General features: G+C 41.0%; 15 protein-coding genes, 6 tRNA genes and 3 rRNA genes. 3 read left to right on the plus strand and 21 right to left on the minus strand.

The window, feature by feature from the left end:
• Positions 1–165 precede the first annotated feature (165 nt).
• The 11 genes from FH508_RS22660 to FH508_RS22710 all read right to left on the minus strand — a co-directional run bounded on the left by FH508_RS22660 (position 166) and on the right by FH508_RS22710 (position 5336).
• Positions 166–1242, minus strand: coding sequence for a CdaR family protein (locus tag FH508_RS22660; RefSeq protein WP_173479283.1), 1077 nt, complete (start codon positions 1240–1242; stop codon positions 166–168).
• On the minus strand, positions 1235–2071 hold the full coding sequence (gene cdaA / locus FH508_RS22665; protein ID WP_173479282.1) for a diadenylate cyclase CdaA: 837 nt from the start codon (positions 2069–2071) through the stop codon (positions 1235–1237). Before cdaA ends, FH508_RS22660 begins: the two co-directional genes overlap by 8 nt.
• Positions 2072–2220: 149 nt before the next feature.
• A complete protein-coding gene (locus tag FH508_RS22670; protein WP_173479281.1) occupies positions 2221–2844 on the minus strand; it encodes a zf-HC2 domain-containing protein in 624 nt (207 codons plus the stop codon).
• Positions 2845–2857: 13 nt separating this feature from the next.
• Positions 2858–3421, minus strand: coding sequence for an RNA polymerase sigma factor SigW (sigW, locus tag FH508_RS22675; protein ID WP_004225410.1), 564 nt, complete (start codon positions 3419–3421; stop codon positions 2858–2860).
• A gap of 134 nt (positions 3422–3555) precedes the next feature.
• On the minus strand, positions 3556–4461 hold the full coding sequence (gene rocF, locus FH508_RS22680) for an arginase (RefSeq protein ID WP_173479280.1): 906 nt from the start codon (positions 4459–4461) through the stop codon (positions 3556–3558).
• A gap of 181 nt (positions 4462–4642) precedes the next feature.
• Positions 4643–4715 (minus strand) — tRNA-Lys (locus FH508_RS22685).
• A 12-nt stretch (positions 4716–4727) separates the two neighbouring features.
• A tRNA-Gln gene (locus tag FH508_RS22690) sits at positions 4728–4802 on the minus strand.
• Positions 4803–4818: 16 nt separating this feature from the next.
• Positions 4819–4902 (minus strand) — tRNA-Tyr (locus tag FH508_RS22695).
• 14 nt (positions 4903–4916) lie between these two features.
• Positions 4917–4992, minus strand: a tRNA-Val gene (locus FH508_RS22700).
• Positions 4993–5066: 74 nt separating this feature from the next.
• Positions 5067–5141 (minus strand) — tRNA-Glu (locus FH508_RS22705).
• Between the two features lie 118 nt (positions 5142–5259).
• Positions 5260–5336, minus strand: a tRNA-Asn gene (locus FH508_RS22710).
• 272 nt (positions 5337–5608) lie between these two features.
• On the opposite strand from FH508_RS22710, the gene mbcS reads away from it, so the two are divergent.
• Positions 5609–7186, plus strand: a complete 1578-nt coding sequence (gene mbcS / locus FH508_RS22715) for an acyl-CoA synthetase MbcS (protein ID WP_173479279.1) — start codon at positions 5609–5611, stop codon at positions 7184–7186.
• A 120-nt stretch (positions 7187–7306) separates the two neighbouring features.
• Here the strand turns inward: mbcS and rrf are convergent.
• The 3 genes from rrf to FH508_RS22730 form a co-directional block, all read right to left on the minus strand.
• A 5S ribosomal RNA gene (gene rrf / locus FH508_RS22720) occupies positions 7307–7422 on the minus strand.
• Between the two features lie 103 nt (positions 7423–7525).
• Positions 7526–10453: ribosomal RNA gene (locus FH508_RS22725) — 23S ribosomal RNA — on the minus strand.
• A 303-nt stretch (positions 10454–10756) separates the two neighbouring features.
• A 16S ribosomal RNA gene (locus FH508_RS22730) occupies positions 10757–12308 on the minus strand.
• The 16S, 23S and 5S rRNA genes sit together here, the layout of an rRNA operon.
• 269 nt (positions 12309–12577) lie before the next feature.
• Here FH508_RS22730 and FH508_RS22735 point away from each other — a divergent pair.
• Positions 12578–13234 carry a hypothetical protein gene (locus tag FH508_RS22735; RefSeq protein ID WP_228134200.1) on the plus strand — a complete coding sequence of 219 codons (657 nt, stop codon included), beginning with the start codon at positions 12578–12580 and terminating at the stop codon, positions 13232–13234.
• Positions 13235–13280: 46 nt separating this feature from the next.
• Here FH508_RS22735 and FH508_RS22740 read toward each other — a convergent pair whose 3' ends face one another.
• A complete protein-coding gene (locus tag FH508_RS22740) occupies positions 13281–13955 on the minus strand; it encodes a KinB-signaling pathway activation protein (protein ID WP_173479264.1) in 675 nt (224 codons plus the stop codon).
• A 151-nt stretch (positions 13956–14106) separates the two neighbouring features.
• On the opposite strand from FH508_RS22740, the gene gerD reads away from it, so the two are divergent.
• Positions 14107–14715 (plus strand): spore germination lipoprotein GerD, encoded by a 609-nt coding sequence (gene gerD / locus FH508_RS22745; protein WP_173479263.1) that lies wholly within the window; start codon positions 14107–14109, stop codon positions 14713–14715.
• Between the two features lie 56 nt (positions 14716–14771).
• Here the strand turns inward: gerD and FH508_RS22750 are convergent, their stop codons facing one another.
• The 6 genes from FH508_RS22750 to truA form a co-directional block, all read right to left on the minus strand.
• Complete coding sequence (locus tag FH508_RS22750) at positions 14772–15827, minus strand: P-loop NTPase (protein WP_173479262.1); 1056 nt, start codon at positions 15825–15827, stop codon at positions 14772–14774.
• A 72-nt stretch (positions 15828–15899) separates the two neighbouring features.
• Entirely contained in the window at positions 15900–16613 is a 714-nt protein-coding gene (locus tag FH508_RS22755; RefSeq protein WP_139860807.1) for an N-acetylmuramoyl-L-alanine amidase, read from the minus strand.
• A 149-nt stretch (positions 16614–16762) separates the two neighbouring features.
• Complete coding sequence (locus FH508_RS22760; protein WP_139860809.1) at positions 16763–17056, minus strand: YxiG family protein; 294 nt, start codon at positions 17054–17056, stop codon at positions 16763–16765.
• 687 nt (positions 17057–17743) lie between these two features.
• The gene (gene rpsI / locus FH508_RS22765; RefSeq protein WP_004233744.1) at positions 17744–18136 is read right to left on the minus strand and encodes a 30S ribosomal protein S9; all 393 of its coding nucleotides are present in this window, start codon (positions 18134–18136) and stop codon (positions 17744–17746) included.
• Between the two features lie 25 nt (positions 18137–18161).
• Positions 18162–18599 carry a 50S ribosomal protein L13 gene (gene rplM / locus FH508_RS22770; protein WP_173479261.1) on the minus strand — a complete coding sequence of 146 codons (438 nt, stop codon included), beginning with the start codon at positions 18597–18599 and terminating at the stop codon, positions 18162–18164.
• 270 nt (positions 18600–18869) lie between these two features.
• Positions 18870–19610 (minus strand): tRNA pseudouridine(38-40) synthase TruA, encoded by a 741-nt coding sequence (gene truA, locus FH508_RS22775; protein WP_139859722.1) that lies wholly within the window; start codon positions 19608–19610, stop codon positions 18870–18872.

The following is a 19610-nucleotide window of genomic DNA, read 5'->3' on the forward strand; positions in this document are numbered from 1 at the left end:
TTTTCGTACTCAGGCATTGTTCGTTTAAGCTAATAAAATTGCTCTTGCGCTCATGCTAGCCTGGGCCACACTTGTTTGTTAGCATTTTTAAATATGCTAGAAAGCACGATTTGTTGAGACAGGAAATCTCTAATGAATCAAGTTAAAATTATAGTCAGTTATTGTTTAAGAATCAATATCTTCTTCTGTACCAGAATCAGGATTTGGTTCTTCAGGTTTTGTCTCTTCAGGTTTTGTTTCAGCATTTGTAGGTGTTTCTTTATCTACCTTATCCACCTTGTCTTCCTTGTCGGCTGCTTTACCTACCTTTGTAACATCTGCTTTAATTTTAATTTTTTGTTCAGAAACTTTAGTCGCACCATCTGGTAATTTTACCTCAAATTCATACGTTTTTGATTCGGTAATTTTTGATAAATCAATCTCAACAGGTATTTCGGTTAAAACATCAATAATTGATTTTTTCCCATATAGCTTCAGTGCAGGCGTACCAAGGGTTAATTGGTTTATAGTAATACCTTCTGCTGCTTTACCTGTTTCCTTTATCGAGACTGGTAGTTCTTTGCTATATTCTGCAATATCTACCCGTACTTTTACTTTTTCTGGTTCTATCGTCACATCTAATTTATTCAAATCCCGATCTAACACTTTAACTGCCGCTTCTTGAGAGAAGGACTGTTTCAAACCTTGTTCACCCGTTACAGTTGCTTTCACATAACTAATGCTCTCAATTACACTTTTTGCACCTGTTACAAATACTGTCGCTGGGTTGGCAGACATCCCTTTTAGATAATATCCTTCATCAATTAAACGGTTATTCATTTCAGGATCGACACGGAACTCTTGTGTGACTTTTTCCTCAATATTTACATTCACTGTTGCTGGGTCAAGTGTCACTTGCAACTTATCAGATATATTCTCATATTGAAGTTGCACATTATGTTGACCAATTAATAAGTCATTTAAGTCAACAAATATTGAGAAATCCTTCACTAACTTTGTATTTAAAGCAATTTGTTTTGGTCCTTTAATCGTAACATTAACTGTTTTCGGAATCCCCGTTACAATAAGATTATCGTCATCATAATAAACCTCTACGGGTACGTCTCGAATCACTTCCATCTGTTCATTCGTTGCCGATTTATTAGTAGAAGATAATTCAGTCCGAACAGAGAAAAATAATAAGCACGCTAGAAAAAGCGCAATGATTCGCAATACCCAAGGGCTATCCATCATTTTATCCATTCTTTTTCCCCCTCCAAGTCAACTTAGAGGCTGCATTCGATTCTTGCGCTGATCCGAACCACATTTTACGTAACAGTGTTTCGAATTCCTCTAGAGAAAGATTGCGATGTAGATTACCGTTTAACGTAATACTAATCGCTCCCGTTTCCTCGGATACAACAATCGTAATCGCGTCTGTTACCTCACTAAGCCCAAGAGCGGCACGATGTCGTGTTCCTAGTTCTTTCGAAATAAACGGACTTTCAGAAAGTGGTAAGTAACAAGCCGCTGCTGTTACCTTATCTTTCTGCATAATGACAGCCCCATCATGAAGTGGTGTATTCGGTATGAAAATATTAATAAGTAATTCAGATGAAACTTCTGCATTTAAAGCAATACCCGTTTCAATATATTCATTCAGGCCTGTGTCTTTTTCAATAGAAATTAACGCACCAATACGACGTTTAGCCATATAACTAACAGATTTCTTCATTGCCTCAATCAGTCTAGTTTGCTCTTCTTCTTCTTGGCTTGTTGAACGTTGGAACAACTTGCCTCGACCAATTTGCTCAAGACCACGTCTGATTTCAGGCTGGAAGATGATAATGATCGCCAAGAAACCAAACTCGATTACTTGCTTAAGCATCCATCCTAATGTTTCTAACCCCAAAAAGTCTGTTGCAATGCGTGCAATAATAATGACGAAAATGCCTTTTAATAATTGGACAGCTTTCGTCCCTTTAATGAGGGTTAAAATTTTATAAACAACGTACCAAACGAGCAGTACATCTATGAAGTTAATAACAATATTCACTGGTGTTAAATCCGTGAATTGTTCGATAATTTGCACGTGGCATCCCCCACTTTTCATTGCGAATCCATATACATTTAAGTATAGCACATTCTTTTCAAATGTAACTTTTTTCAAAAGAAAAGTCTACCCATATGAGTAGACTTTTCATCCTCTCCCGTGCACTACCATGTAGGACGTATAGAGTTCTATTTAGTTTCTTTTTCCTCAAATGTCATTGCAGCCTTAACGGAATTTTTGATAGTATACCATAGCCATTCAAACGCTTCGTCTATTTCCTCTATCTTACCTGAAACGACTGCGGAAGATGCCATATACTGGCCATTAATAATCGTTACATCGCCATCTACTTCACCCTCAACAATTAAGTCGCCATTTTTTACGACAATATCGCCTTTAACAACTTCACCTTTTGGCACTATAACCGTTTGTCCCTCTACAACTAGGTTTGGTTGTTTGGTAACAGAGAAATGCTGATCATCCATAAAGTTCCCCAATAAAGTAGCACTCATAAATAAACAGAAGACTGCTGCCGCAACAAATAACGGGTGACGGCGAATCCATTTTTGCATACCTACACGACTTTTTGGTTTCGGTAAACGAGCCATCACCGCAGCTTCAAAATCTGGAGGTGCTGTAATATGGGAAGCACTCTTCACAAAGGCGATCGTCTCACTCAATTCTTGCATTAATTGCTTGCAATCACCGCATGAATGCAAATGTTGTTTCAACTCTTGTTCATGCTCACGACTAATGTCACCGTCTAAGTAATCATGCATATAATCTATAATATGCTCTGGACAAATATTCATGATGCTCCCCCTCCTACAGATTGTTTAATTGCTTTCGTAATGCTTCACGTCCGCGGTGAATCCTCGTTTTCACTGTCCCAAGAGGCATATCCAAAATTTCACTAATTTCTTGTAACGATAATTCTTCAATATATTTCAATACTATAACTGAACGATATTTATCCGGCAAACGTCCAATCTCATATTGAATGCGATCTTGTAGCTCCATCTGCTCTAACTGCTCTTCTGGTAGCTGGTCGTCTGCTGCAATTTGTGAATACATATCCAGCCCTTCTGTACCAGCTACCTCCGCATCTAAATAATAATCCGGCTTTTTCTTTCTAATACGGTCTATACAGAGGTTCGTCGCGATGCGATAAAGCCACGTCGAAAATTTTCTTTTTTGATCAAAAGTATGCAAATTCATATATGCACGAACAAACGCTTCTTGTGCAATATCCTCAGATTCTTGCTTGTTTCCTAACATTCGGTAGCATACTTGGTACAGTTTGTGCTGATAGAGACTCACAATATCGGCAAATGCGTTTTGATCGCCTTTAAGCACTTGTTTTATTCTCTTATTTACTAACGCATCCATTGTGTTTACTTCTCCACCTTTACAACTGTCTTATACTATACGGCCCGACTATAAGAAAAGTTTCAATTTATATTCAATTATAACAAAAGATTTTTATCCAATGTGGTGATAAACAATATTTTCACAATTTGGAATTAAACTAGTGTCTCACCGAATAAAGAACCGATTAATGCGACAGCGACATCTGCAGTTTTATTTTTTTCATCTAGTATTGGATTTACCTCAACAAATTCAGCAGATGTTAGCATGCCTGATTCTTGTAGCATTTCCATCGCTAAATGGCTTTCTCGGTATGTTATGCCACCAGGCACTGGCGTACCTACTCCTGGTGTATAAAGTGGATCTAGACCATCTAAGTCTAACGATAAATGTAAGCCATCTACGTTACGTTCTTTTAAATAAGCAATAGCATCTTCCATTACACGCGTCATTCCAAGGCGATCTACTTCATGCATTGTATATACTTTAATCCCTTGCTGGCGAATTAGCTCACGTTCACCAGGATCTACTGAACGCGCTCCAATTATAATTACATTTTCAGGTTTAACTTTTGGTGCAAAATTACGAATTTGCACAAGGCGCTCATGACCTAAGCCAATGCTAACAGCAAGTGGCATACCATGGATATTACCAGATGGAGTAGTTTCTGGTGTATTAAGATCCGCATGTGCATCAAACCAAATAACACCTAAGTTTTTAAAATGCTCACCAAGTCCTGCAAGTGTACCGATTGCAATACTATGATCCCCACCAAAAACAAGCGGGAATTTTTTCTGTTCTAATGCTTCATGTACTTGATTTGCTAATGACGTACTAACATCTACAACTTCTTCTAAATTTAATAGCTGTTTATCAATTTCCTTACTCTCTTGTACTTGACTAACAAGAATATCTCCCTGATCCACTACCTTGTGACCAATTGCCTCTAATCGCTCAACAACACCCGCATAACGGATTGCACTTGGCCCCATATCAACCCCTCTTCGTGTTTGACCGTAATCTGTTGGAACTCCAATAATTGATACTTGATGTTTATTCATTATTTTATACCCCCTATTCTTAATAAGACTATTGTAAAGCCTACAATGTACTTGGCTCAACCTAACAGAAATACGTATATTTATACATTTTAAAATAACAAAAAAAAATCTCCTGCTGTTTTCAGCAAGAGATTAGTATCTGTAGTTAATGTTACACTTTTGAATTTGAATTATAGAAAAGTGAGCCATGAAGGACTCGAACCTTCGACCCTCTGATTAAAAGTCAGATGCTCTACCAACTGAGCTAATGGCTCATAAAAGAAAAATGGCTGGGGTACCTGGATTCGAACCAGGGCATGACGGAATCAAAATCCGTTGCCTTACCGCTTGGCTATACCCCATTCATATAAATAAAACTGGTGGAGGGGGACGGATTCGAACCGCCGAACCCTAAGGAGCGGATTTACAGTCCGCCGCGTTTAGCCACTTCGCTACCCCTCCGAAAAAACACTATATGGTGGAGGATGACGGGCTCGAACCGCCGACCCTCTGCTTGTAAGGCAGATGCTCTCCCAGCTGAGCTAATCCTCCATAGAAACAGGTGTTTTTTTCTTCACAGTTTATTTATCTTTTTAAGCCTTTGCATTACTACGATGCTTAGAAAATGGTGACCCCTACGGGATTCGAACCCGTGTTACCGCCGTGAAAGGGCGGTGTCTTAACCGCTTGACCAAGGGGCCATTTATTATGTCTCAAACAAGACAAGATTTATATTAACATCATTTTCAATATGATGCAAGCCTTTTTTAAAATAATTTCTTTTTAAATATAATATGTAGTTAAAAAAGGGCAAAAAAATGGCTCCGAAGGCAGGACTCGAACCTGCGACAACCTGATTAACAGTCAGGTGCTACTACCAACTGAGCTACTTCGGAACAATACTATTCAATTTGGTTTTAACAACCTCTTAAGTACATTTATTATTATAGCAAGCATTCTAAATTATGCAATACTTTTTTAAAAAAAATTATTTAATTTATTGCATAATTTTTAACTTGTAGGTAATAAAGCATAATAGTTCTCTATTAAATCTAATATTTCTATTTTGCGCATCAAATATTCTTGCTGTATATTATTGTAATTGCTAAAATAAAAATAGTTTTAAGAATTTTCTATTAAATTAGTTTTGGGGGAGGAATGTTCATATATGGTAACAAATGATTTAATTGCACCTGAACTTTATAACATCACAGAGGAATTAGAGAAGTTTTCCCAAGATAGTGATCGTCAAGCTATAAGATGGCTAGATACGAAACAAAATCGCCGCACAATTTCATATGCTGACCTTATTCAAAAAATGAACCAATACGCGAATGCCTTTACAGAGAGAGGACTTCAAAAAGGTGATCGTGTACTAGTGATTATCCCACGTCTACCAGAAGCATATTTTGTTTTCCTCGGTTGTTTAAAGGCGGGAATCGTTCCTATCTCTTGTTCAGAGATGTTACGTGCAAGTGATTTAGAATATCGTATGGAACACTCTTCTGCAAACGCAGTGATTGCCTACGAGGCTTTTACTAGCGAGGTTGATCAAATTACTTCTTCTGTTGCCGCTTTAAACAATAAATTAGTCATTGGCAATGCTACAAGCAATTGGGTGTCTTTAGATGCATTAGCTGATAAGCAACCTACAAGCTTTACGGCTGTAGCTACAAAACGCGATGATATGGCATTTCTTTCTTATACTTCAGGAACAACGGGTAAACCAAAAGGAGTAGTTCACTCTCATGGCTGGGGTTATGCACATATTCGAACAGCAGCTTCCAAATGGCTTTGTGTACGCGAAGGTGATCTCGTATGGGCGACTGCAGCACCAGGTTGGCAAAAATGGATCTGGAGTCCATTTTTATCAACAATCATGTTAGGGGCAACTGCTTTCGTCTATCATGGAAGTTTTGATCCTCATACGTATCTCCAGCTTCTTCAGGACGAAAAAGTGAATGTTCTTTGCTGTACACCTACTGAATATCGTATTATGGCAAAGATTGATAATCTAAAAGATTACAATTTAGTCTCATTAAGAAGTGCCGTTTCTGCTGGTGAGCCGTTAAATCGTCCAGTAATTGAAACATTTATGAAAAATTTTGGCCTTAAAGTACGTGATGGCTATGGACAAACAGAAAATACTTTATTAATTGGTACACTTGAAAACACCGAATTACGCCCTGGCTCTATGGGTGTTCCTACGCCAGGAAATATTGTACGTATTATTGACCATGAGGGCAATGAGGCACCTGTAGGAGAAGTTGGAGATATCGCTGTCCATAAATCTTCACCAGCTCTATTCAAAGAGTATTATCGTGAACCTGAACGCACACAAGCTGCTTTTAGAGGTGATTGGTATATTACAGGTGACCAAGCAAAATGCGATGAAGATGGTTACTTCTGGTTTGAAGGACGTGGTGATGATATTATTATTTCTTCAGGCTATACAATTGGTCCGTTTGAAGTAGAGGATGCTTTAAATAAGCATGAAGCTGTACAAGAATGTGCTGTTGTCGCTGCACCAGATGAAATTAGAGGGCATATTGTAAAAGCATTTGTAATCTTACGTGAGAGCTTCCGAGACCATGATGAGGAACAACTAACGAAAGAGCTTCAGGAGCACGTTAAAGCATTAACAGCGCCTTACAAATATCCTCGCAGTATTGTCTTTATCGATGAGCTGCCAAAAACAACATCAGGAAAGATTCGACGTGTGGAGCTACGTGCTATAACTGTTTAATTAATTAAAAAGACATTTCACCTGATAGGTGAAATGTCTTTTTTCTATTTTATCTCAGTTAAATTAATTTTATAGAAATAAAAAAAGCCACTACTGAGTGTATCAGCAGCGACTTTTTGCGCCTAGCGACGTCCTACTCTCACAGGGGGAAGCCCCCAACTACCATCGGCGCTAAAGAGCTTAACTTCCGTGTTCGGTATGGGAACGGGTGTGACCTCTTTGCCATCATCACTAGACTATGTTCGGCTTTCAATATACATCGTATCTTGAAACCCTCTTAATTGAAAGTGTTGTTCTTTCAAAACTGGATAAACGGTTCATTGAATGTTTCAAACTTTTTTGGTTAAGTCCTCGATCGATTAGTATTCGTCAGCTCCATGTGTCACCACACTTCCACCTCGAACCTATCTACCTCATCGTCTTTGAGGGATCTTACTTACTTGCGTAATGGGAAATCTCATCTTGAGGGGGGCTTCATGCTTAGATGCTTTCAGCACTTATCCCGTCCACACATAGCTACCCAGCGATGCCTTTGGCAAGACAACTGGTACACCAGCGGTGTGTCCATCCCGGTCCTCTCGTACTAAGGACAGCTCCTCTCAAATTTCCTACGCCCACGACGGATAGGGACCGAACTGTCTCACGACGTTCTGAACCCAGCTCGCGTACCGCTTTAATGGGCGAACAGCCCAACCCTTGGGACCGACTACAGCCCCAGGATGCGATGAGCCGACATCGAGGTGCCAAACCTCCCCGTCGATGTGGACTCTTGGGGGAGATAAGCCTGTTATCCCCGGGGTAGCTTTTATCCGTTGAGCGATGGCCCTTCCATGCGGAACCACCGGATCACTAAGCCCGTCTTTCGACCCTGCTCGACTTGTAGGTCTCGCAGTCAAGCTCCCTTGTGCCTTTACACTCTACGAATGATTTCCAACCATTCTGAGGGAACCTTTGGGCGCCTCCGTTACCTTTTAGGAGGCGACCGCCCCAGTCAAACTGTCCGCCTGACACTGTCTCCTGCCCCGCTAAGGGGCATGGGTTAGAATTTCAATACAACCAGGGTAGTATCCCACCGACGCCTCCTTCGAAGCTGGCGCTCCGAGATCTCTGGCTCCTACCTATCCTGTACAAGTTGTACCAAAATTCAATATCAGGCTACAGTAAAGCTCCACGGGGTCTTTCCGTCCTGTCGCGGGTAACCTGCATCTTCACAGGTACTATAATTTCACCGAGTCTCTCGTTGAGACAGTGCCCAGATCGTTACGCCTTTCGTGCGGGTCGGAACTTACCCGACAAGGAATTTCGCTACCTTAGGACCGTTATAGTTACGGCCGCCGTTTACTGGGGCTTCAATTCGCAGCTTCGCTTGCGCTAACCACTCCTCTTAACCTTCCAGCACCGGGCAGGCGTCAGCCCCTATACGTCACCTTACGGTTTTGCAGAGACCTGTGTTTTTGCTAAACAGTCGCCTGGGCCTATTCACTGCGGCTCTCGTGCGCTTGCACGCTCAAGAGCACCCCTTCTCCCGAAGTTACGGGGTCATTTTGCCGAGTTCCTTAACGAGAGTTCTCTCGCACACCTTAGGATTCTCTCCTCGACTACCTGTGTCGGTTTGCGGTACGGGCACCTCTCACCTCGATAGAGGCTTTTCTTGGCAGTGTGAAATCAGGAACTTCGTCCATACGGACTCGCCATCACAGCTCAACGTTACAGTGTGCGGATTTGCCTACACACACGCCTTACTGCTTGGACGCGCACAACCAACGGCGCGCTTACCCTATCCTACTGCGTCCCCCCATTTCTCAAACGGTGAGGAGGTGGTACAGGAATATCAACCTGTTGTCCATCGCCTACGCCTATCGGCCTCGGCTTAGGTCCCGACTAACCCTGAGCGGACGAGCCTTCCTCAGGAAACCTTAGTCATACGGTGGACGGGATTCTCACCCGTCTTTCGCTACTCATACCGGCATTCTCACTTCTAAGCGCTCCACCAGTCCTTCCGGTCTGACTTCAACGCACTTAGAACGCTCTCCTACCACTGACATCGTAGATGTCAATCCACAGCTTCGGTGAATCGTTTAGCCCCGATACATTTTCGGCGCAGCGTCACTCGACCAGTGAGCTATTACGCACTCTTTAAATGATGGCTGCTTCTAAGCCAACATCCTGGTTGTCTGTGCAACGCCACATCCTTTTCCACTTAACGATTACTTTGGGACCTTAGCTGGTGGTCTGGGCTGTTTCCCTTTTGACTACGGATCTTATCACTCGCAGTCTGACTCCCGTGTATAAATATCTGGCATTCGGAGTTTGTCTGAATTCGGTAAACCGGGATGGCCCCCTAGTCCAAACAGTGCTCTACCTCCAGTATTCTCATCACGAGGCTAGCCCTAAAGCTATTTCGGAGAGAACCAGCTATCTCCAAGTTCGATTGGAATTTCTCCGCTACCCACACCTCATCCCCGCACTTTTCAACGTGCGTGGGTTCGGGCCTCCAGTAAGTGTTACCTCACCTTCACCCTGGACATGGGTAGATCACCTGGTTTCGGGTCTACGACCACGTACTAATTCGCCCTATTCAGACTCGCTTTCGCTGCGGCTCCGCCTTCTAAAGCTTAACCTCGCACGTAATCGTAACTCGCCGGTTCATTCTACAAAAGGCACGCTATCACCCATTAACGGGCTCTAACTACTTGTAGGCACACGGTTTCAGGATCTCTTTCACTCCCCTTCCGGGGTGCTTTTCACCTTTCCCTCACGGTACTGGTTCACTATCGGTCACTAGGTAGTATTTAGCCTTGGGAGATGGTCCTCCCGGATTCCGACGGAATTTCACGTGTTCCGCCGTACTCAGGATCCACTCTGGAGGGAATAAACTTTCGACTACAGGGCTTTTACCTGCTCTGGCGGACCTTTCCAAGTCGCTTCATCTAACTCATTCCTTTGTAACTCCGTATAGAGTGTCCTACAACCCCAAGAGGCAAGCCTCTTGGTTTGGGCTCTTCCCGTTTCGCTCGCCGCTACTCAGGGAATCGATTTTTCTTTCTCTTCCTCCAGGTACTTAGATGTTTCAGTTCCCTGGGTCTGCCTTCAAGACGCTATGTATTCACGTCAAGATACTACGCGATTAAACGTAGTGGGTTCCCCCATTCGGAAATCTCCGGATCAAAGCTCACTTACAGCTCCCCGAAGCATATCGGTGTTAGTGCCGTCCTTCTTCGGCTCCTAGTGCCAAGGCATTCGCCGTGCGCCCTTAATAACTTAACCTACAGCTTCCGATATACATCGTAATACAGCGTCAGCTTCATTCGTTCAATCAGTCACGTACGAAAGTACGCTCCTTCACTCACTCAATCGCTTCCTTGTCTTACTCGTATCTCGAAACCTTTTAATGTTATTAAGCCTATAAAAAAACTTAAAAAATAAATGTGTTTGTTACAATTTCAATGTCGTTTTATCCAGTTTTCAAAGAACAAGTTTTGAAGTGTTTCATCTAATGATGAACCTTCAAAACTGAACGCAAAACGTAATCTTACAAACCCAAGGTTTGTATTCCGAAAATATCCTTAGAAAGGAGGTGATCCAGCCGCACCTTCCGATACGGCTACCTTGTTACGACTTCACCCCAATCATCTATCCCACCTTCGGCGGCTGGCTCCAAAAGGTTACCTCACCGACTTCGGGTGTTACAAACTCTCGTGGTGTGACGGGCGGTGTGTACAAGGCCCGGGAACGTATTCACCGCGGCATGCTGATCCGCGATTACTAGCGATTCCGGCTTCATGTAGGCGAGTTGCAGCCTACAATCCGAACTGAGAACGACTTTATCGGATTAGCTCCCTCTCGCGAGTTGGCAACCGTTTGTATCGTCCATTGTAGCACGTGTGTAGCCCAGGTCATAAGGGGCATGATGATTTGACGTCATCCCCACCTTCCTCCGGTTTGTCACCGGCAGTCACCTTAGAGTGCCCAACTAAATGATGGCAACTAAGATCAAGGGTTGCGCTCGTTGCGGGACTTAACCCAACATCTCACGACACGAGCTGACGACAACCATGCACCACCTGTCACCGTTGTCCCCGAAGGGAAAACTATATCTCTACAGTGGTCAACGGGATGTCAAGACCTGGTAAGGTTCTTCGCGTTGCTTCGAATTAAACCACATGCTCCACCGCTTGTGCGGGCCCCCGTCAATTCCTTTGAGTTTCAGTCTTGCGACCGTACTCCCCAGGCGGAGTGCTTAATGCGTTAGCTGCAGCACTAAGGGGCGGAAACCCCCTAACACTTAGCACTCATCGTTTACGGCGTGGACTACCAGGGTATCTAATCCTGTTTGCTCCCCACGCTTTCGCGCCTCAGTGTCAGTTACAGACCAGATAGTCGCCTTCGCCACTGGTGTTCCTCCAAATCTCTACGCATTTCACCGCTACACTTGGAATTCCACTATCCTCTTCTGCACTCAAGTCTCCCAGTTTCCAATGACCCTCCACGGTTGAGCCGTGGGCTTTCACATCAGACTTAAGAAACCACCTGCGCGCGCTTTACGCCCAATAATTCCGGACAACGCTTGCCACCTACGTATTACCGCGGCTGCTGGCACGTAGTTAGCCGTGGCTTTCTAATAAGGTACCGTCAAGGTACAGCCAGTTACTACTGTACTTGTTCTTCCCTTACAACAGAGTTTTACGAACCGAAATCCTTCTTCACTCACGCGGCGTTGCTCCATCAGGCTTTCGCCCATTGTGGAAGATTCCCTACTGCTGCCTCCCGTAGGAGTCTGGGCCGTGTCTCAGTCCCAGTGTGGCCGATCACCCTCTCAGGTCGGCTACGCATCGTTGCCTTGGTGAGCCGTTACCTCACCAACTAGCTAATGCGCCGCGGGCCCATCCTATAGCGACAGCCGAAACCGTCTTTCAGAATTGTCTCATGAGAGACAAAAGATTATTCGGTATTAGCCCCGGTTTCCCGGAGTTATCCCAAACTATAGGGTAGGTTGCCCACGTGTTACTCACCCGTCCGCCGCTAACGTCAAAGGAGCAAGCTCCTTATCTGTCCGCTCGACTTGCATGTATTAGGCACGCCGCCAGCGTTCGTCCTGAGCCAGGATCAAACTCTCCATAAAAGAAATTTGATTAGCTCAAATTGTTTTGCTGGCATCAATTTTGATGTCCAAAATTTTGTTTCGTCCGCTAACGAAGTTAGCTACTAAAAACTATATTGATTACGTTTTGCTTGTTCAGTTTTCAAGGTTCATTTTGTTTCGTTTGTCGCGTCATCTCTTGGCGACTTATACATAATAACATCGATTAATCATGAAAGTCAACACAAAATCATAAGTTTTTTTAAGGAGTTTATTTTTATGTTTAAAATTATAGAAATGGGGTTTTAAATATGCTTCGTAAAACGTTGGTATCACTGGTTGTCATAGGAATATTGTTTATCTTTATTAAACCAATTAATTCTACGATGATTTCTGTATTTAATATTGCTAACGCACCAACGGTTGTAACAAAAGGGCATTATGGCACTTCACTTATTGTCGAAATTTCTTTTTCTGATGATAAACTTTTAGATTGGCTTAAAAATGTAAAAGGACCTTATCCGCTCCTTCTTTTAGATGCGGCATGGATTGAGCGATCACCTGAGCATATAAAAGTAATTCAAGAACGAAAACTACCTACAGGATTATTAGGTCCCGAAGATTCAGTAGAAGAACCAATTGATATTGCATTACTACAAAAAGATGTGAGTACTTATGAAAAATATTTAAAGACCACACCGCTTTGGTTTGCTACACGAAATCATCAGTATTCTCAGGATTTACAAAAAAGCTTATTTCAGAAGCAAATAAATATACTTTCTCCTTCACTCATTTGGCAAGGAGAAAAAACACCCGAATTACAAAAAGGCGATTTTTTATTTCTCCCTTTACATCAAGACACTAAGGTTACTTTTAAAGAGTTAAATACATTATTGCAACAAAATAAATTTATGTCGATTGAAGAAAATATATTCGGTTACTCAGTACAATCTAAAAAAACTCCATAATAAAAGTAGCCTCAACATATTTGAGGCTACTCATTTTTCATAATAACTATGCATTTTTCGCCTGATTAAGGCGCGCTTTACGACGTTCTTCTAATTTTTTGCGATCTTCATCGGATTTTGCATTGTATTTTGGTAATACTAATAATTGATATGCATTTACAGCTAGTAATGGAAATAACAATAGTGCAACATATTCGTTAATATTTTCATCGCGTCCCATTAAAGCGATTGTCCACTCTAATGTTGTAATAACAATCATAAAAAATAATGCAGACACTAGAACATGTTTTTTTCCTGTCATTTTAACTTTTTGTACAGCTGTTGCAATAGAAGCGAATATTAACACAATTAACAGCCCTAAATAGAATACCCAGCTTTGTCCATCCTTTACACCTGGTACAAAACGGAAGAACACAATATCAAATACGGTAATAACAATTAATAATAGCTGTACCCAATTCCATAAAGTTAGTGTTCTAAAGATGTTAACACCTACTTGATGAAGTGTTAAATAGGCGAAAAATCCAGCTTGTGCAATAACACTCATTGTAAAACCTAAAAATACCATCCATAAAAGCCCGGCGAAAAATTCACCCCATTGACCATTTTCTACATATGGTTGAAAGAAGCTCCAGCGAATAAATAAACTAAAAATTCCGTTGACTACGCCACCAACGAGCATTGCAAAGAAGAAAAACTTTGCCCAATTTCGTATCGTCACAACTCAAAGTCCCCCAATTTCTTCATATATCTGTAATCATTTTAACAATGCATTGTTAAAAAAGCTATTTCTCTTCGCAAGCTATACATAAAGTCATCATAAATGTGAACAATAATTGAAAGAGTCTATCTATAGAAAGGACTGATGTTGAATGCGAAAATGGACTTTATTACTGATTTTGACGCTTTTTCTTGCTGCCTGCTCACAACAAGATAAAACCTCTAACATGTCTTATGATGAGATAAAAAAAATTATGATCGACTCTCTACAAACTGAGGATGGTAAAAAGGCGTTACGACAGCTTTTAGAGGAGCCGAGTTTTCGTGAATTATTGATATTAGAACATGACGAAGTGAAAAAGGCGACAGAAGAGACTTTGCTTTCAAAGGAAGCTGAGGATTTTTGGAAAAAGACATTCGAGGATCCAAAGTTTAAAGAAACTGTAGCCAAAAGTATGCAAAAGCAACAACAAGATATTATGAAGGAACTAATGAAAGACCCTACATTCCAAAAGGATATGGAGTCATTCTTTGGTCAACCTGATATGCAAAAGCAAATGGAGACGATTTTAAAATCATCCAATCTTCGCAAGCAGATGGAGGAAGTCGTAAAGGAAACGATTGAAAGTCCACTAATGCAGGCGAAATGGCTAGAGCTTATCAAAAAAAGCGGTGAAAGTACTTCCTCGGAAAGTGACAGCAAAAAAGAGGCTAGTGGTGAAAGTGACGGCAGCGCAAATAAGGATGACAAAAGTAAATAGCTTTTCAAAACAAAAAAGGATTTCCTCAACTAGTTGAGGAAATCCTTTTTGTTTATTTATTTATTTAATTTATTAATGACTTTCGAAGCAATATCTAAATATGTTTGTCCTGTTGAATGGTTCTCGGCATATACAGAAGGCGCGAAATCCTCATCAGACCAATCTGGCTGACCTAGTGGAATTTGTCCAAGTAGCTCTGTACGAAGTTCTTCCGTCAATTTTGCACCGCCGCCTTGGCCAAATACATATTCGCGTTCCCCTGATTTTGACTCAAACCACGCCATATTTTCAATAACGCCTAAAATCTCATGTTCTGTTTGTAATGCCATTGCCCCTGCACGAGCTGCAACGAATGCTGCTGTTGGGTGAGGCGTTGTCACAACAATTTCTTTTGAAGAAGGCAACATTTGATGTATATCTAAAGCGACATCACCTGTTCCTGGTGGTAAATCTAATAGAAGGTAATCTAATTCGCCCCATTCTACATCACGGAAAAATTGATCTAACACCTTTCCAAGCATTGGACCACGCCAGACGATTGGTGCGTTATTCTCAACGAAGAATCCCATTGAAATCATTTTTACACCAAAACGATCAACAGGGTAAATACGATTATCTACTACCTTCGGCATATCTGTAACACCCATCATATCAGGCACACTGAATCCATAAATATCGGCATCAATTAAGCCTACTTTTTTGCCAAGTCGCGCTAAAGCTACCGCTAAGTTAACTGATACGGTAGATTTCCCTACGCCACCTTTACCAGATGCAATTGAAATTACTTGCACTGTACTTAATGGAGATAAAATATCTTGAGCTTCTGCTTCTGTTGCTGTTCCGCGGAAGCTTTGTAGTTTTTCTGCAGATAACTCTTCAAAACGAATACCAACAGTGTTAGCACCCGCTTCTTTTAATACATCTACAATTTTCATTTGAAGTTGCATTTGTTCAGGTGTATTTGTTTTAGCAATAGCAATTTTTACACTCACATGGTTTTTTTCTTCTTTGATTGATACGTTCGTAATACCGTCAGTTTCTGCTAAGGTTTTATGTAAAAACGGATCTTGTAGTTGTCCCAGTTTTTCTCGTACTTGTTGTTCAGTTATCACGACGAACACTCCCCTTATTTTCTGTCAATGTTAGTATATCATAATGCTCTGATTTACATAGTGGCTGTTGCTCTATTCAATTTTCCCCAGTAAGTAGTCTTCAATACCTTCAACGATAGCAGTTGCCATTTTCTCTTGATATTTTTTATCGACTAATAGTGCACGTTCCTCATCATTACTGATAAATCCAGTCTCCACTAATGCAGCAGGCACTTCAGCCTTCTTTAGTAAGTAGATTTGTTTAATCGATAAAGCTTCCCGATCAGTATTTTGTAAGTTCGTACGGATAGATTGCTGAATGCTCTTCGCAAGCAATTCCCCATCAGCATGTCCGTCTTTATGATAAAACACCTGCGCTCCACGCCATTTTGTTTCAGGAATTGCATTGGCATGAATTGTAACGAAAATATCTGGTTGTTCTTTAGCAACAATATCTTTCCGTAAGAAGATATCTTGCTTTTTCCGTTCTCTTAGTGTGCCAAATTTTTCTGATGACGCGTGTTCATCAATAACATCTCCATCAGTTGTACGTGTCATCACGACCGTTGCGCCTTTCTTCTTTAATTGCTTCTCCACATGCTGAGCAATTGCAAGCGTAATTTCCTTTTCAATTACTTCGCCCTTTGAAGCACCTCCATCCTGACCACCGTGTCCCGCATCAATGACAATTTTAATGCCACCAAGTGGGTCAGGTAAGAAGAAGTTGCGGTCCGAAGCATTCGTTTCATATGCCACGACCACTATACTCATCAGCATAATTACTCCTAGTGCAAGCCAGCGCTTCACCCATATCCACCACCCTTTATATGTAGTGTACGAAGTTAGTGATGGAACTATGCTAGAAAGTAAACAAAAAAACTCCCAAGCATTTGCTTAAGAGTTTAGGATGTATAAATTATGTTATGTGGTGCGTAGCAAGTCCCTTTTCTAGTCAATCAACTTTCGTCTTCCCATTTCAGCTCATGTTCTGGGGCGATTAAATCTTTAAACACCTTTCCCTCAAAAACGAAACGATTCGCTTCTATAAAGAAACAATCTTTATTGTTAATGTGGAAGCTAAAATTTGTAGAAGACGAAATTTCTTCAATACCTTTTAATTCTGGATCTAAACTTTCGATTGTAATTTTGTTCAAGCCATTTGGATGATAGCTAATCCCTGTTAGCAATTGCTCATCTCCGTAATCGTAGTCATTTAAACGAAAGCCCTCTATATCTTCGAGCTGACACATGACGACAATACAATAGATTGATTTAAGTTTTTTCCTTTTTTAAATAATCACTGCACCAATGAAACAAAGCACATAATTAGTCAAAACCGAAAATGAGAATAGTTTAGCTAAAATAGAAATCCCGCCAAAATAAGTGACAATAAATATTACAGTAATGTCTCGCTTCTTCTTCATAAGATTATTTCCACATCCTATGTCTATTTAATTGAAGTCCACGCTCTTTTTTTGGATATTCTAAAATTTTTATGTCTGGGGGTATTAAGTAAATCATAAACACTGAAGGGCACGACACGTAGACTTTAATACTTAAGAGTTATTCCGATTTTTCACAATCAATTTATAACGTAAAAATGCTGCGATGAGGAATCCAATGATGGGTACAGAATAATTAACCAAAACTGAAAATGTAAATATTTCTTTTAAGATAATGAAAACGATAAAGTAGGCGAGAATAAACTTGAAAGCAAGGTCTTGCTTCCTTTCCATATCCATAAGAAACTTACACATCCTTTGTTATGTAATTTTAAATCTCTAAATACCCTTCGCATCTAATATTCTTTTTTTAAAATTTTATTAAAAACTGCAAAGAATTTTCAATATTTTTAATAAGTGAACTTCATTAAAAACACAAAAAAACCCTCCCCACAAAAGTGGGAAAGGGTTTTGAAAACGCATATAATCGGTTGATTAACGTTTTGAGAACTGAGGTGCACGACGAGCGCCGCGTAGACCTGGTTTTTTACGTTCTTTCATGCGTGAATCACGAGTAAGTAATCCAGCAGATTTAAGTGCAGCACGGAAATCTGGGTCTACTTGAAGTAGAGCACGAGCGATACCATGACGTACAGCTCCAGCTTGACCAGTGTATCCACCACCGTTAACGTTTACGTGGATGTCATAGCTTCCTGTAGTTTCAGTAGCTACTAATGGTTGTTTAATTACTTCACGTAATGCAGCGAATGGTACGTATTCTTCGATTTCACGTTTGTTGATAACAATTTTACCTGTACCTGGTACTAAACGTACGCGAGCTACAGAGCTTTTACGGCGACCAGTGCCGATGTATTGAACTTGTGCCAAAGTAATATCCTCCTCTTAATTTATATTATCCGCGAAGCTCATAAGCTTCTGGTTTTTGTGCAGCATGTGGGTGCTCAGTTCCAGTGTAAACGTTAAGTTTACCGAACATTTTACGACCTAAAGAGTTTTTAGGAAGCATCCCTTTAATAGCTAATTCGATCATACGTGTTGGGTACTTTTCTAACATTTCACCAGCAGTACGAGTTTTTAAACCACCCGCAAATTGAGTATGGTGACGGTAAAGTTTACCCTCTAATTTGTTACCAGTTAAATGGATTTTGTCAGCGTTGATGATGATTACGTGATCACCTGTGTCAACGTTTGGTGTGAATGTTGGTTTATGTTTACCACGTAAGATTGCAGCTACTTCAGAAGCTAAACGTCCAAGAGTTTGGCCTTCTGCATCAACTACTAACCATTTACGGTCTACTTCGTGACCTTTAGCCATGAATGTTGTACGCATGTATATATCCTCCTAATCGATTCGATTACCGTTATTTTTCATTAGTCTACACTATAAGTTTCGGGGCTTATTTTGTGGTGGTAATGAAAATACCATCTGTTATCATATAATGAATGGCTTTTAAAGTCAAGTAATTTCATTAAACACCTGGTGAAGTTGTACAGGGTAACGTTTGGCATTTACATTGCCATTTTGCCCCTCGTATTTTGTTCCATTTAAAGTGAATATCCGCCCCTCTATAACATTCAATATTCGCTTAAACAAATCTCCCTAATAGAACACCTTTTCAAGATATAAACCCTGTGGTGGTGCTGTTTTGCCAGCCTTGTCGCGATCCATCGACGCAACAACAGTCTCCACATTTTTTACTTCTCGGCGTCCTATGCCGACTTCCCACAAAGTGCCGGCAATGATGCGCACCATATTGTATAAGAAGCCACTACCTTCAATGACCATATGCAGCTCTTCACCATGCCATTCAAATTCAAGTGCATTTACTGTTCGCACTTTATTTTGCACACTCGTATTTGCCGCACAGAAGCATGAGAAATCATGTGTCCCTATTATAGCTTTGGCAGCATCCTGCATCGCTTTTACGTCTGGCTTCACACCATTCGTCTCTACAGTGTAATGTCTACGAAATGGGCTTTGTACAGACTCACACGACCATATATAGCGATAGCGTTTTCCTGTGACACTATACCGCGCATGAAAATCATCTGCCACTTCCTCAATCGATAATACACGGATATCTCTTGGAAGCTGAACATTCAATGCCTTCATATACTTTTCTACTGGTATTGCAAGCGGCGTATCAAAATGCAGTGTTTGTCCAGTTGCATGCACTCTTGCATCTGTGCGACCACTTGCCGTAACTTTTACATTGTGACCTTTGTGCATAATAGCAAGTACACGCTCAACCTCTGCTTGTACAGTTCGCTCTCCTGGCTGTACTTGATAACCAGAAAACTGCGTTCCATCATAACTAATAATTGCTTTTAATCGTCGCAT

The organism is Lysinibacillus sp. CD3-6, from assembly GCF_006351725.2.
Classification (GTDB): domain Bacteria; phylum Bacillota; class Bacilli; order Bacillales_A; family Planococcaceae; genus Lysinibacillus.

Coding starts and splice junctions, on each gene's coding strand:
- FH508_RS22670 (WP_173479281.1), bottom strand. CDS start 2,844: ATGAATATTTGTCCAGAGCATATTATAGATTATATGCATGATTACTTA.
- FH508_RS22660 (WP_173479283.1), bottom strand. CDS start 1,242: ATGGATAAAATGATGGATAGCCCTTGGGTATTGCGAATCATTGCGCTT.
- sigW (WP_004225410.1), bottom strand. CDS start 3,421: ATGGATGCGTTAGTAAATAAGAGAATAAAACAAGTGCTTAAAGGCGAT.
- FH508_RS22735 (WP_228134200.1), top strand. CDS start 12,578: ATGCTTCGTAAAACGTTGGTATCACTGGTTGTCATAGGAATATTGTTT.
- FH508_RS22760 (WP_139860809.1), bottom strand. CDS start 17,056: ATGTGTCAGCTCGAAGATATAGAGGGCTTTCGTTTAAATGACTACGAT.
- gerD (WP_173479263.1), top strand. CDS start 14,107: ATGCGAAAATGGACTTTATTACTGATTTTGACGCTTTTTCTTGCTGCC.
- rplM (WP_173479261.1), bottom strand. CDS start 18,599: ATGCGTACAACATTCATGGCTAAAGGTCACGAAGTAGACCGTAAATGG.
- mbcS (WP_173479279.1), top strand. CDS start 5,609: ATGGTAACAAATGATTTAATTGCACCTGAACTTTATAACATCACAGAG.
- truA (WP_139859722.1), bottom strand. CDS start 19,610: ATGCGACGATTAAAAGCAATTATTAGTTATGATGGAACGCAGTTTTCT.
- rocF (WP_173479280.1), bottom strand. CDS start 4,461: ATGAATAAACATCAAGTATCAATTATTGGAGTTCCAACAGATTACGGT.